Consider the following 13,831-nt stretch of genomic DNA (forward strand, 5'->3'; position numbering starts at 1 on the left):
TTGTTATGAGCGCACTTCGACAACAGTGATCACTTTTTCATCGCGGTTGAGTTGGAGCATGCTTTCACCTTTAACATCTCTGCCTAAGATCGGCACTGTTTCCACGGGTATCCGCACTACTCGCTCTTTATTCGTTAGTAGGGCTATCTCACCGGAGGTGGCCATTACCATACCAGCTAAGTTATCGGTTTTGCTGGTAAATCTTAGCGCTTGCGTGCCTAAATCACCACGATTAGCCCGTTTTAGCTGACTCGCAGGGATGCGCTTGGCGTATCCCTCTTGAGTAACGAGTAACAATTGATCTTCCCCGCTCACGGTTACACAACCAATCATTTGTTCATTTTTCCGTAGCCGTAATGCTTGCAAACCCATTGCAGTACGACCCATAATAGGCAACTGTTCATCATTCACCGCGAACTTCAACAAGCGTCCACCGGAACTGGCTAAAATTAGATTTTCCTTTGTAGTAGTGAATTGGGCAAATAACAATTCATCATCTTCTTTAAGCTTCAAAATTGTAATGCCGCGACGAGTCAAGTTAGTAAATTCCCCAAGAGATAGGCGCTTAATTCGTCCCTGTTTTGTCAGGAAAATCATCTGTTTAGTTTCAAGATTTTCCGGCAGCAAAAAGCGGTTGATCACTGGTTCTTGAGCACCTTGAGCAGTAGTACTAAGCATGGTGATCAATGGTCTTCCTCTTGGAGAACGTCCAGTTGTTGGGGGAATTTCTCCTACTTTGACAGGATAGACTTTTCCACCACTGGTTAGTATTAACAATTCTTTGTGTGTGTCAGTTAACTCGCTTTGGATAATAAAGTCATTATCGTGCAGACCATTTTCTGCTTTCGGCTTTTTAGCAGACGGTAGAGTGCGGCGTACATACCCTCGTTGGGTAAATTCTAAAACTGTCTCTTCTGGAGGCTCTGCAAATTGGAGATTTTCCGGCTCAGCTTCGGCTCCTTTAGTTTTTTGCCCAACGACGATATCGGCTTCTTTACTTTTCGGTAACTTCTCGCTACTGGTAAGCGCTAGCTTAGTACGTCGGGAATCACTGTATTTGCGCTTGAGCGATCGCAAATCTTTTTTCAGGACTTTGAGTAATTCTCGGCGATCATCCAGTAATCGACGTAACAACTCAATTTGCTCGCTGAGTTGCTCAAATTCTTGTTGCAAGTTTTGCTGTTCTAAACTGGTGAGGCGGCGCAATGGCATAGCCAGAATTGCATCTCCTTGTACCTCACTCAAATCCAGTCGGCTACAAAGATTAATTTTTGCCGTACTGCCGTCGGCAGCTTGCCGTAAAATTTCAATTACCTGATCCAGGTGAGACAGCGCTTTCAGCAAACCTTCCACTACGTGCAACCGACTTTCTGCTTTACCTAACTCGTAACTGTAGCGGCGGTTAAGCGTCTGCTCCCGGAAAATCAAAAACTCCTGCAACATTTGCCGTAAGCTTAACTGGCGTGGTTGTCCATTCACCAAAGCTAAGAGAATCGCCCCAAAATTTATTTGCAAAGCGGTCTGGTGATACAAATGCTGGAGAACTTCTTGAGGATTAACATCGCGTTTTAGTTCAATTACTACTCGCATACCTTCGCGATCGCTTTCATCCCGAAGATCAGAAATTCCTTGCAAGCGTCCTTGATTTACTAAATCCGCGACTTTTTCAATCCAGCCTGCTTTATTTACTTGATAAGGCAATTCTGTGATGATAATTGCCGTCCGCCGCTTGCTTCCCCTAGTGGCTGGAATTTCTTCTAGATTGGCAACTCCCCGCAGCACAATTCCACCTTTCCCTGTGGTGTATGCCTCACGAATTCCCACCTCACTGATAATTTCTCCGCCAGTGGGAAAATCTGGCCCTGGAATTAGCTCGAATAATTTTTCATCTGACAAATCCGGCTGATCAATTAAGGCAATTAAGCCATCGACTATTTCCCCCAAGTTGTGCGGTGGAATATTCGTCGCCATCCCTACGGCAATACCAGTGCAACCATTGAGCAACAGATACGGTAACTGAGCAGGTAAAACTGTCGGTTCTTGCTGGGAATTATCGAAGTTGCCAATAAATTCTACAGTTTCTTCCCCAATTTCTGCCAGCATTCCCTCATGGCTGATGGGTGAGAGACGCGTTTCTGTGTAGCGCATCGCCGCTGGTGGGTCATTATCGACACTGCCAAAGTTACCATGTCCTGCCAGCAAGGGATAGCGGCTAGAAAATTCCTGCACTAGCCTGACTAAGGCATCATAAACTGCTTGATCGCCGTGGGGGTGATACTTACCAAGCACATCTCCCACTACACGGGCACATTTCCGATATGGTCTATCTGGTGTCAAACCGAGTTCATGCATCGCATACAAAATGCGGCGGTGAACTGGCTTTAAGCCATCGCGCACGTCTGGTAACGCTCGCCCAACAATCACACTCATGGCATATTCTAGGTAAGACCGTTGCATCTCGGTGTGCAGGGCTGTTGTAATGACCTGTCCCGTAGGGAGAAGGTTTAACTGTTTTGCCATGAGTTTTTTCCCTGAATTTTAACTACACAAAAACCGCTGCAACTGAACACTGTAGCAAACACAGCATAACGGATGAAATGGGATTCCTAAAACAATCTTGATAGTCAAATGATAAAAAGCAGTAGTATTATCCTTGATGACGGGGATATAGATTCACTATTAAAAAGGAGGCAAATAAATTTTTTGATCAAGTGGTAATCTGCTCTTGCTTAAAGATTGCACATAGTCAGTTACCAGAATAATTTCCATGATTGTGTTGTTTGATTTTGAAATAAATCGGAGTGGCAGTTTCCGAAAACTCTGAACACCGAAGGACGGTAATAGCTTTGCTAATTCCCAGGGCGAAAAGAAGTTTGGTGATTTTCAGAAAATTCTGTAGCAAGATCCCGCTGGGTGCAGAGACTTTCTAAGCTCAGAACTTTGGAAATCCTTGAATCCCCCTCACCTCTATAAATAAAATTCTCATGAAAACCGTTTTAATTGTTGAAGACGATCTGATTAATGCTCGCGTTTTTTCCAAGATTTTGTCCAAGCGCGGTGGCTTGGATGTGAAACACACAGAAAATGTTGAAGAAGTAATAAAAATTGCCCAATCAGGAGAAGCCGACCTAATTTTGATGGATGTTTCTCTGTCCAGAAGTGTTTACCAGGGTAAGTCTGTAGATGGAATCAAGATTACACAAATGTTGAAATCCGATCCAAAAACAGCAAATTTACCTGTTATTTTGGTAACGGCGCACGCTATGGAAGGCGATCGCGAGAACTTCCTTAAACAAAGCGGTGCTGATGGCTACATTTCTAAGCCAGTTGTTGACCATCAACAGTTTGTTGACCAAATCACCGCACTTCTACCCAAAGACGACCACTGAGAATTAACGACTTATTTCAGGAATAATCCCCCGCAAATCTTTTAGGTGACTATTTCCTCTCTTTATCAGTATATATGTACTATGAAAAGGTGGTATTAGGCAAGTATTAATAGAAAAGTTCTCTGACTGAGTTATGAGTTGAAATGTTTAACTCATAACTCCTGACTTGTATCTCTCCTATTGAGTAGGCTGAAGCCTTGGGGTTGATGATGAGTTTTCCCGTTCCTGTAGGGCTGCTTGAATACGGGGTAATTCTAGGAATTTCTTCGTATCAGTAAGTAAACGTTGACCCCAGAGATTTTCTTTCAGAAAATCTAAATTAGCATAGCGCTGATCTATACGAAGTGCAGCTTCTCCTAAAGTTAGTCCTTGTTGGCGATCGCCTTTAGTATATAGTGCTACTGCCAATGCTAATAAAGGTTCTGCGGCTTGCTTATCAAGCGTAACAGCAGTTTGCCATTGCTTAATCGCCGCTTGGGTATCGCCTTGCTCGTAGTTGATTAAACCAATATTGTTAAGTGCTGGCCAGAATTTTTTATCTTGTGAGACGGCTTTATTATACTGGGCGATCGCGTCAGGCAATCGACCCAACAAATAGTAAGCATTACCTAAATCAAATAACCCTTCTGGATCGTTGGGTTTTAACTTCAAACCCGCTTGGTAATTATCAACCGCCGCTTGGTAATTTTTCTGCTGAAAACTAACTGAGCCTAAAGCAAACAGAATGTCAGGATTTTTGGGGTTGAGAGATTGGGCCTTTTTCAGAGTTGCGATCGCACTATCAAACTCTTTAGTTTGCAATTGCAATCCACCTAACAGCAACCATACTTTATCATTCTTAGGAGCCAGTTGAGTGGCCAGCCGCGCTCGTGGCATAGCTAACTCAACCTGTTGAAACTGAGCCAGTTGAGCCGCCTCCTGGGCTAGACTCAACCCCTGCTTCTCCAACTTCGCTGCATCAAGTTGCAGTGTATGAGGGATGAGTGCCTGTGCGTGAGCAGATTTTGGCATACTCCACAAACTACAGACAACCAGAAGAGAAATCAAACGAACATGTTTGGGCACACTACCGCCTCTTAGCCACAAATCAAAGAATCTTTCAGTTAGCTTAAACGATCTCCGCTGTTGACCGCATCAAAATTTTATAACTTCTGGAGGAAAAATCCACCATCTTGAGACTGGCTTGCTGAGTGCTAAAGCACGGATAGCTATGGTTTAGCCCGTGCTGAGTGTTGTCTTGCACCTTTACGGGGAAGCAAGCTAGCAAGAGCGTCTTTGTTGGGAGACGTGGATATCCCAACCTAGGATAGTGAACCTGATTAATACTTCTAAAACCTATTTTTAGATAGATTTGTCTGAATTATTTTGGCAATATGCTTTAGCTAAATTTTGATTGTTTTGCTTATAAAACTGAGCAGAGCGATCACATTAACTAATCATCATCAAGTTTATCAAAAATTGCAAAACACAACGTAGATTAGTCTGTGACTATCGCTTGAGCAAAATTGGTGACTTTGGTCATATATGAGTTGGCAATTACTAGTGACTTTGGTCATACATAGGTTTTGACTTTTTAACAGATAATTATATTGTATGAATTTATACGAGGATTCTATTAATAAATAGGAAGATTGCTTAATCAAAACCTCAGCACAATAAAACTTTAGTGCAAATAAGGAGTCAATTCTATGTTGAAACGAAACCGTGCATCCTTAGTCTTAGCTGCTGCCTTAATCATTGTTCCAACTATCTTGTCTATGCCTGCAAATGCCCAGACAAAAGTCTACGTTGTTGGTGAACGCGATCAAAATTGGGATCGCGACGGCAGACGCAACTATAGGAATCGAACTCCTATAAACAGACATAATTGGAACCGCAACAATGAACCTAGAGCAAGAATAGTTAGACTTCGGAATGGTGACATCAGATATTCCAATGGGCAAATTGTTCCTGCAAGGAGGATAGTCAGATTGCGTAATCAAGGTTATTTCAGACTTCCTAATGGGGATATTCTTCTTCCTACTCAGGAAATTGTTCCTGCAAGGAGATTAGTTAGAGTGCGCGATGGTCACTTTAGACTTCCTAATGGGGTAGTAGTCCAAATAAACCTTTAAAACATTAAAAACTGAAAAAAATAATAAGTATAAGGCTGCCAGTTGATAGTTCTAGCTGTTATGAACGAACTTGGTAGCCGTTCCTTCTACGACTAAAAATAAAAATATGGATATGAAAATTGATACATCACCCCCTGTAGATTCATCAGCTTTGATTCCCGAAGTCAAAAAAAAAGGCAAAAAGAATCGTTGGCTGTCTTGGCTAATCGCTCTTTGCCTTTTGGGTGGAATTGGCTACGCAGTTTATTACCAAATAGCTGTGCTTCCCCGCCAAGAAGCCAGACGCCGGGTACTGACACAGCCTGTAGAAAGGCAAAGCTTAACAATTACAGTTTCAGCAAACGGAACAGTAAAGCCTGAGCGGTCAATCAACCTCAGCCCGAAAAACTCCGGCATCCTGAAGACACTTTTAGTTAAGGAAGGGGATACCGTCAAACAAGGACAGATTGTCGCTAACATGGATGATTCCAATCTGCGAGGACAACTCACCTCTGCTCAAGGACAATTGGCACAAGCCCAGGCGAATCTGCAAAAAGCCCAAGCAGGCAATCGCCCTCAAGATATTGCCCAATCACAAGCACAACTGGACGAAGCCCAGGCAAATCTGCAAAAGGTACAAGCAGGTAATCGCTCTCAAGATATTGCCCAAGCACAGGCTCGCTTACAAAGCGCTCAAGCTGCCCTTCGTAAAACCGAAGATGATTTCCGTCGCAATCAGCAACTTTACAATGCCGGAGGAATTTCCCTTCAGACTCTTAATCAAACCCGTGCAGATCGTGATAGTGCTCAAGCGCAGGTAAATGAAGCACAGCAAGCACTGGCTCTGCAAAAAGCCGGGTCACGTCCAGAAGATATTGAGCAAGCACGAGCTGTAGTGAACCAGAGACAGCAAGCTTTGGCACTCCTAAAAGCCGGAACGCGCCAAGAAGATATTGATGCTGCGCGTGCTCAGGTAACTTCTGCTCGCGGTTCGCTGCAAAATATCCAATCCCAAATCAATGACACAATTATTCGCGCACCCTTTGATGGTGTGGTGACAAAGAAGTATGCTGATCCAGGCGCTTTCGTGACTCCCACAACTGCTAGTAGTGACGTATCTTCTGCCACTTCTTCTTCAATCTTGTCTCTAGCTTCGACAAATGAAGTTGTAGCCAACTTAGCCGAAACAAATATTTCTAAAATTAGCCTTGGTCAAAAAGTCAAGATTAAAGCAGATGCCTATCCAGGAAAAATCTTTGAAGGTAAAGTCAGCCAAATTGCTGCCCAATCTGTAGTGGAGCAAAACGTTACCAGTTTTGAAATCAGAGTATCACTCTCAGACCCACAAAATATATTGCGGTCTGGGATGAATGTAGCAGCAGATTTTCAAGTCGGTCAATCGGAAAATGTCCTAGTGGTGCCAACAGCCTCGGTGGTGCGCCAAGAAAATGCCACAGGCGTATTTGTGGCTGGACAGAATAATAGACCTGTGTTCACTCGCATCGAAACTGGCGTTACCGCGAATAACTTTACTGAAGTTAAATCTGGATTGCAAGGAAACGAAAGAGTGCTGCTCAGCTTCCCACCAGGGTCACGACCACAATCAACACCACGAGGAGGAGTTTTTCCTGGTTTAGGAGGGGGTGGCCGTTCATCAGGCGGTGGTCGTTCTCAACGCGGTGGTTCTCCTTAAAGTTATTTTTTAAATACAACAATATGTTTAAGGGCTTTTACAAAGTTAAAAACACCCGCACAGTGCCGTTGCTGGAAATATTGACAATGGCAGCAGAGACTTTGTGGAGTAACAAATTACGCACAGGACTAACTATGCTGGGTGTAATTATTGGGATTTCTTCAGTCATTGCCATTACCTCTGTGGGTCAGGGTGTGCAAAAGGGAGTTGAGCAACAAATACAAGCGTTGGGGACAGATGTGTTGCAAATCTTGGCTGGGGCGGCCAGAAGTGGAAATGTCCGTCAAGGGATAGGTTCTAGCAGTACCTTAACTTGGGAGGATGCTAAAGCGATCGCCACACAAGCACCATCCGCTCAACTTGTTTCTGCTTATCTCCAACGCAGCGCCCAAGTTGTTTATGCAGGACAGAACACATCAACAATCATTTATGGCACAGATTTGAATTACCCAGAAGTGAGAAATACTCACCCCCAACAAGGAAGATTTTTTACTCAAGAAGAACTAGATACTGCTGCACAGTTTGCCATTCTTGGCCCTACAGTCCAAAGCACACTCTTTGGACAGGGTGGTAATGTTATCGGCGAGAAAATTCGGATTCAGGGAGAGGCTTACGAAGTGATTGGGGTGATGGAACCTAAAGGTTCTCAGGGCCCGATGGATCGGGATGATCAAATTTTCATTCCTTTGACTAGTATGTCGAAGAGACTGGTTGGTAACAATGCGCTGGTGGGCGTTTCTGTAAGCGGCATTTTAGTCAAAAGTGCCAATCAAGAACAGTTAGAAGCTGCTCAGTTTCAAGTCACCAATCTCTTACGCCTGCGTCATAACATTTATCCACCACAAGCTGATGATTTCCGCCTGACTAATCAAGCAGATATTGTTAGCACCTTCACTAATGTTGTGGGTTTATTTACAGTCATGGTAGTGGCGATCGCTGGTATTTCTTTAGTCGTCGGTGGCATTGGTATTGCCAATATCATGCTGGTTTCCGTTGTGGAACGAACGCGAGAAATCGGCATTCGTAAAGCAGTAGGAGCTACCAATTCAGCAATCCTCAATCAATTTTTAGCCGAAGCGATCGTAATTTCAATTGCTGGCGGAGGCATTGGTATAGTAAGTGGCATTTTAATTGCTTTTGCTGCTGCAACTATTTTTAAATTTCCGTTTGTCATTTCTTTATGGTCAGTAATTGTTGGGTTTGGACTTTCGTTGACTGTTGGCTTAATTGCTGGGGTGATTCCAGCACGAAACGCCGCCAAATTAGATCCAATTACGGCTTTACGAAGTGATTAAGCTTAGCAATAAGAATTTTAAGGTTCACGCAGAGAGAAGTTTGAGCGGCGGCTTCCGCCGCTCAAAACTTCGGTGGGCGCAGAGACGCAGAGAGTAATGAGAAATTTATTGGCGTTGCTGAATGAAACTTTCAAAAATTCAGTTTTTAAAACTCCTCTTCTCTGTGCCTCTGTCTTGAAAAGTTCAGATCGCCGGAAGCCGGCGCTCCGACTTTTCGCTGCGGCTCTGCGTGACACAAATTCATAGTTCAATTCATTCAAGAAATACCGTTCAGCACGGGCTAAACGCCCCGTTACCGCGCTTCAGCACTTACTACTCAGCACTCAATTATGACAACGATGATTTGGCTGGAATCCATTACTAAAACTTACTATTTAGGAGAAGTCACTGTTCCTATACTCAAAGGAATTCAACTCTCCATTGAAGAGGGAGAATATGTTTCTATTATGGGTGCGTCAGGTTCGGGTAAGTCCACGTTGATGAATATTGTGGGATGTCTGGATCGTCCCACTACTGGACACTATATTTTTGAAGGCAGAAACCTGACTACTTTTGACGATGATGAATTAGCGTATATTCGTAACCAAAGAATAGGTTTTGTTTTCCAACAATTTAACTTGTTGGCGCGGGCAACAGCGCTGGAAAATGTTATGTTACCGATGGTTTACGCCAATTTACCAAAGCCAAAACGCCGTGAAAGAGCATTAGAAGCTTTAGAAAGAGTGGGTTTAGGGGAACGTATTTCCAATCGTCCTAGTCAACTCTCTGGCGGACAACAACAACGGGTAGCCATTGCTCGCGCTTTGGTCAACCGACCTGCATTAGTCTTGGCTGATGAGCCAACGGGAGCTTTAGATACTGAGACTTCCCACGAGGTGATGAGTTTACTGACGGAACTTAATCAACAAGGCATCACAATTGTGATTGTTACTCATGAACCAGATATCGCAGCCCAAACTAAAAAAATTATTCGAGTCCAAGATGGTATGATTGTCAACTGATTCTGTAAATTAAACTCGGAAGGGTAATTTTTGATCGCATCCTCAAAGTTGTAGAGAACAATTAATTACCGCATCAGATATGAATTTTATCTTATTCTTTGTGCATTCTACCTGGATTACCGTGGCGATAGCTTTTCTCATCCCAACTTTAGCCAGAAGTGCAGATGCAACAACTCCCCCACCAACTCAGAAATCCCCAAGCGTCACGGGTACTGGTTCTGTACAAGTTCCCAATTTCCTCAACCCCAACCCTAATCTTCTACAGTTTCCTACCAAGTCACAAGAAGTAACGATTCAGGCAACTGTGCCAATTAGTCTGGCGCAAGCTTTGGAACTAGCACGACGCAACAATCGAGAGTTACAGGTAGCTCTGTTAGAATTAGAAAGCAGTCGCTCGGCGCTACGCGAGTCTCAAGCTACTTTGTTTCCTACTCTTGGTGTTAATAGCGGTATTACCAACAGTGGTAATAATCTGATTACAAGTCCACCTCCTGGTAGCAATTCATCTTCATCCAGTACATCTTTTAATGGTTCAGCACAACTGAATTATGACCTCTATACTTCTGGTAGTCGGCAAGCTAGAATCCGAGCAGCTGAGGAACAGCTACGGGTAGATGAGTTAGATGTTGAGAACAGGTCTTTGGAAATTCAGCTGAATGTCACAACTGAATATTACGATTTGCAACAAGCAGATGAACAAGTACGAATTAATCGGTCTGCTGTGGAAAATGCCCAAGCTAGTTTACGGGATACTCAAGCTAGAGAACAAGCTGGAGTAGGTACGCGATTTGATGTGCTGCAAGCTCAAGTAAATTTAGCAAATGTCCAACAAACTCTAACTAATTCTCTCTCGCAGCAGGAAATTGCCCGTCGGCGGTTAGCAACTCGGTTAAGTTTGGCGCAGTCAGTGAATATCAGTGCAGCAGACCCCGTACAATTAGCGGGTCTTTGGCAACCAACAGTAGAACAAACTATCATCCAAGCTTTTCAAAACCGTCCAGAACTACAACAGTTTTTAGCACAACGTAATATTAGCGAGCAACAGCGACGACAAGCACTTTCATCTTTGGGGCCGCAAATTAGTTTGGCTAGTAGTTATAGCCTGCTAGATCGTTTTGACGATGGCGTCGGCGTTACTGATGGTTACTCAGTAGGAGTTCAAGCAAATCAAAATTTATTCGATGGAGGAGCAGCAAGAGCGCGTGCGGCTCAATCGAGAGCTAATATTGCGATCGCCGAAAATCAATTTGCTAACCAGCGCGACCAAATTCGCTTTGATGTAGAACAGTTCTATTCTCAGTTGCAAGCCAACCGGAATAATGTGCAGACTTCTTCTGTAGCTTTAAATCAAGCTAAAGAATCTCTGAATCTAGCTAGGCTAAGGTTTCAAGCTGGTGTAGGCACTCAAACAGAGGTGATTGCTGCTGAAAACGACCTGACAAGAGCAGAAGGTAATCGAGTCACAGCTATTTTAGATTACAACCGCGCTCTAGCTAATTTGCAACGCTCCGTCACTTCTAGAAATTCACCTTAATCTTTGACTTTTAACAAATGACCAATGACTACTAAACTTTTTTACCAGCCAGTCTGACAACGGCTGTAACTAGCTCAGAAGGTTCTGCTGGCTTAGTGCCGTGCATCTGAAAACCTGCGGAGAGTGCCTGTTGTTGATTATACTCTCCAGCATAGGCAGTGAGAGCGATCGCTGGTATTTGTCCCCCCTGTTCTGGTAGCCAGGTTCTAAATTGGCGAATCAGCATATAGCCGTCCATGTCCGGCATCCTAATATCGCTCAATAGAACATCTGGCTTGGATTCTGCTAATGCTTGCAATGCCTTTATAGCCGATGACACTGCTATTACTTCTGCCCCTTCCTCTGACAGCACGAAGCTGATAAAGTCCCGTGAATCGGTGTCATCATCGACAACCAGTATTCTAAATCCTTGAAGATTGCCCAAGTTAGAGTCTATTTCGTCCTCTTGTGGGCTTTCTTGTGCAATCGCGTTTGCGTGCCAGAGTGGTAAATTAACTGTAAATATCGCTCCCTGCCCTTCGCCAGAACTTGCTGCTAAAACTGTACCACCGTGGAATTCTACTATCTGTCGGATGATCGCTAGCCTTAATCCTAGTCCACCAAATTTTCTGGTAGTAGCGCTATCTGCTTGGCGGAAGTAATCAAATACATAAGGTAAAAAGTCAGGATTAATTCCCTTACCCATATCAATGACTTCGATTTGAGCGCAAGAGTCAACATGCTCTAGCCTAACTTCTACTCGCCCATCTGGAGACGTAAACTTGACGGCGTTGGAAAGTAAATTCCAGAGAACTTGTTGCAAACGGTTGGAATCACCTATCACTAAGAATGTGGGATGAATCTGATCATCAGGAACAAGCGACAATTTCATATTGATGGATTTTGCTTCCGCTGCTAAACGTACTGTCTCCAGTGCAGCCGAAACAGTTGATACCAGGTTTACCTTGCCAACATTTAACGTCAGTTTGCCCTGAAGAATACGCGAGACATTCAGCAAGTCTTCAATCAGTTACGCCTGATAAATATTAGCTCATCTCAATTTCTAATCTTTAATCCCTTTTATCAATATTTCGTGACCTATGTCAGCGTTTTTTGTTTGAATAACCACTGTAAAGGCGTATTTTTAAGTTTTTAGCGATTTTTCTGGAATTTATTAGCGATTCTTTGCTTAGTTCGTTTACTTTGAGGTGTACTCTCAATATACGGTAGCTTTCAAAAACAGTCTTTAAAATAAATTACACCCTGAGGTGAATGCCATGAGAAATTATGCTGACCAACAGGAATTTATATTAAGTCAAATTACAAATAAATGTTTTGATCAACGGGATTTAAGTGGATGTGACTTGAGTGGAATCGACCTCAGGGGAGTTGATTTAAGTGGCGTTAACTTTATAGGAGCAGATTTGCATGGTGCAGATCTATGTGGTTGTGTTCTAACTCGTGCCAATTTAAGTAATGCAAATTTAATGGAAGCTAATTTGCGTGAAGCTAATTTGAATGAAGCTTCTTTGTGTGAAGCTAATTTGATGAATGCTGATTTAACGCAAGCAAATTTGTGTGGAACTTTCTTATGGCGAGTGAAATTTATAGGTAGTAAACTTTGGGGTACTTCTTTGTGTGGAGCGGATTTGAGTGAAGCAGACTTGAGCAAAGCCATATTAATTGAAGCATCGCTGATTGAAGCTAACTTAGTAAGAGCAAATCTCGCAGGAGCAAAGTTATGTGGAGCAATGTTACTAGAAGCTAATTTAACCGAAGCTAATTTAAATGGTGCAGACCTCACATGGGCCAATTTAACTAAAGCAAACTTAAGTGAAGCCAACCTGTGGGAAACAAACCTGATTTATGCAAAGTTTCGGGATACCATCATGCCTGACGGCACAATTGAGCAACCTCAGATACTAGTTTCTTGAAATTGGAGCATTGGGGGAAGCTAGGAAGCAGAGAGGGGCAGAGGAGAGAATAATTAATGACCCTTGACCTTTGACTCTTGACAAATAACTAAAACTCTCGTTGTGAAAAGATGAGAATAGCGATCGCCAAGAGCATGACACTGTACAATACGCCATAACCAGCGCTAGTAATCAATGCAGTTGCGTCGGGTAGTGCTTGCAAGCCATAAACCGCGTCATTTTTCAAGTCTAATCGAGATAAATCTGGCAAAATGAGATACAAACCTTGTGTGAGGCGTTCCATACCAGGATTACGACTCAGACGACCGAGTTGTGCTAAGTCTTGGGTAATATTCCCTATTAAATAAACAGCGAATGTTAAAGCAGTTGCTAACAGTGAGCCAGTAAAAACACCCAAGGCAATAGCCATAGCACTGATTAAAGACAACTGTAAAAATAAGAAAATTACAGCAATCAGAATACTCTCCGTCGGTTTAGAAATATTACCAAATTGCAAAAATCCCAGATAAATTGTTGTCATTGCAGCGACTAGTACAGCTAGCACTGCGGATAAGCCTAAATATTTGCCGATAATAATTTCACTACGGCTGATAGGTTTTGCAATTAACATCAAAACAGTGCGTTTTTCAATTTCTTTGTTAACCAATCCTGTACCTACAAATATTGCAACAATTAAACCAATTGCACTTATCGCCGCCATTCCGAAGTCTAAAAACATTTTATCTTCGGTCGTTGCTGCAAATTCAGGTAGTACGCGGAAAGCGATCGCAATTATTACTGCATAAAAACCGATAATATAAAGGATGCGATCGCGTACCACTTCCTGAAATACATTCTTTGCTAGTACAAAAATTCTGCCTAAGTTCATAGTCATTTGTCATTTCTCATTTTTCTTTCCTTGCCCCCTGCTCCC

The 13,831-nt window shown here is 43.0% G+C and carries 10 protein-coding genes and 1 pseudogene; 7 read left to right on the forward strand and 4 right to left on the reverse strand.

The genetic code is table 11. The features are described 5' to 3' along the window. Window positions 1-3 precede the first annotated feature (3 nt). Window positions 4-2,520, reverse strand: coding sequence for a DNA gyrase subunit A (gene gyrA, locus HCR01_RS12180; protein WP_193196434.1), 2,517 nt, complete (start codon window positions 2,518-2,520; stop codon window positions 4-6). Between the two features lie 464 nt (window positions 2,521-2,984). Between gyrA and HCR01_RS12185 the strand changes: the two genes are divergently transcribed. Continuing rightward, the gene (locus HCR01_RS12185) at window positions 2,985-3,389 is read left to right on the forward strand and encodes a response regulator (protein ID WP_191756405.1); all 405 of its coding nucleotides are present in this window, start codon (window positions 2,985-2,987) and stop codon (window positions 3,387-3,389) included. 177 nt (window positions 3,390-3,566) lie between these two features. On the opposite strand, the gene HCR01_RS12190 is transcribed toward HCR01_RS12185, so the two are convergent. Continuing rightward, window positions 3,567-4,454, reverse strand: a complete 888-nt coding sequence (locus HCR01_RS12190) for a tetratricopeptide repeat protein (protein ID WP_193196435.1) — start codon at window positions 4,452-4,454, stop codon at window positions 3,567-3,569. A 623-nt stretch (window positions 4,455-5,077) separates the two neighbouring features. Between HCR01_RS12190 and HCR01_RS12195 the strand changes: the two genes are divergently transcribed. The 5 genes from HCR01_RS12195 to HCR01_RS12215 all read left to right on the forward strand — a co-directional run bounded on the left by HCR01_RS12195 (window position 5,078) and on the right by HCR01_RS12215 (window position 11,005). Continuing rightward, window positions 5,078-5,503 (forward strand): hypothetical protein, encoded by a 426-nt coding sequence (locus tag HCR01_RS12195; RefSeq protein WP_193196436.1) that lies wholly within the window; start codon window positions 5,078-5,080, stop codon window positions 5,501-5,503. Window positions 5,504-5,615: 112 nt separating this feature from the next. Then, complete coding sequence (locus tag HCR01_RS12200; protein ID WP_193196523.1) at window positions 5,616-7,175, forward strand: efflux RND transporter periplasmic adaptor subunit; 1,560 nt, start codon at window positions 5,616-5,618, stop codon at window positions 7,173-7,175. Between the two features lie 23 nt (window positions 7,176-7,198). After that, window positions 7,199-8,470 carry an ABC transporter permease gene (locus HCR01_RS12205; RefSeq protein ID WP_193196437.1) on the forward strand — a complete coding sequence of 424 codons (1,272 nt, stop codon included), beginning with the start codon at window positions 7,199-7,201 and terminating at the stop codon, window positions 8,468-8,470. 329 nt (window positions 8,471-8,799) lie between these two features. Beyond that, a complete protein-coding gene (locus tag HCR01_RS12210; protein ID WP_320073106.1) occupies window positions 8,800-9,471 on the forward strand; it encodes an ABC transporter ATP-binding protein in 672 nt (223 codons plus the stop codon). A gap of 79 nt (window positions 9,472-9,550) precedes the next feature. Next, entirely contained in the window at window positions 9,551-11,005 is a 1,455-nt protein-coding gene (locus HCR01_RS12215) for a TolC family protein (RefSeq protein ID WP_193196438.1), read from the forward strand. A gap of 31 nt (window positions 11,006-11,036) precedes the next feature. On the opposite strand, the pseudogene HCR01_RS12220 reads toward HCR01_RS12215, so the two are convergent. Further along, window positions 11,037-12,014: pseudogene (locus HCR01_RS12220) on the reverse strand (ATP-binding protein); the annotation flags it as partial. 247 nt (window positions 12,015-12,261) lie between these two features. Here HCR01_RS12220 and HCR01_RS12225 point away from each other — a divergent pair. Then, the gene (locus HCR01_RS12225; RefSeq protein WP_193196439.1) at window positions 12,262-12,918 is read left to right on the forward strand and encodes a pentapeptide repeat-containing protein; all 657 of its coding nucleotides are present in this window, start codon (window positions 12,262-12,264) and stop codon (window positions 12,916-12,918) included. An 88-nt stretch (window positions 12,919-13,006) separates the two neighbouring features. Here HCR01_RS12225 and HCR01_RS12230 read toward each other — a convergent pair whose 3' ends face one another. After that, complete coding sequence (locus HCR01_RS12230; protein WP_193196526.1) at window positions 13,007-13,786, reverse strand: ABC transporter permease; 780 nt, start codon at window positions 13,784-13,786, stop codon at window positions 13,007-13,009. Window positions 13,787-13,831 lie beyond the last annotated feature (45 nt).

The sequence above is a fragment of the Nostoc sp. MG11 genome, assembly GCF_014904695.1.
Classification (GTDB): Bacteria; Cyanobacteriota; Cyanobacteriia; order Cyanobacteriales; family Nostocaceae; genus Komarekiella.

Coding starts and splice junctions, on each gene's coding strand:
- gyrA (WP_193196434.1), bottom strand. CDS start 2,520: ATGGCAAAACAGTTAAACCTTCTCCCTACGGGACAGGTCATTACAACA.
- HCR01_RS12185 (WP_191756405.1), top strand. CDS start 2,985: ATGAAAACCGTTTTAATTGTTGAAGACGATCTGATTAATGCTCGCGTT.
- HCR01_RS12195 (WP_193196436.1), top strand. CDS start 5,078: ATGTTGAAACGAAACCGTGCATCCTTAGTCTTAGCTGCTGCCTTAATC.
- HCR01_RS12200 (WP_193196523.1), top strand. CDS start 5,616: ATGAAAATTGATACATCACCCCCTGTAGATTCATCAGCTTTGATTCCC.
- HCR01_RS12205 (WP_193196437.1), top strand. CDS start 7,199: ATGTTTAAGGGCTTTTACAAAGTTAAAAACACCCGCACAGTGCCGTTG.
- HCR01_RS12210 (WP_320073106.1), top strand. CDS start 8,800: ATGACAACGATGATTTGGCTGGAATCCATTACTAAAACTTACTATTTA.
- HCR01_RS12215 (WP_193196438.1), top strand. CDS start 9,551: ATGAATTTTATCTTATTCTTTGTGCATTCTACCTGGATTACCGTGGCG.
- HCR01_RS12225 (WP_193196439.1), top strand. CDS start 12,262: ATGAGAAATTATGCTGACCAACAGGAATTTATATTAAGTCAAATTACA.
- HCR01_RS12230 (WP_193196526.1), bottom strand. CDS start 13,786: ATGAACTTAGGCAGAATTTTTGTACTAGCAAAGAATGTATTTCAGGAA.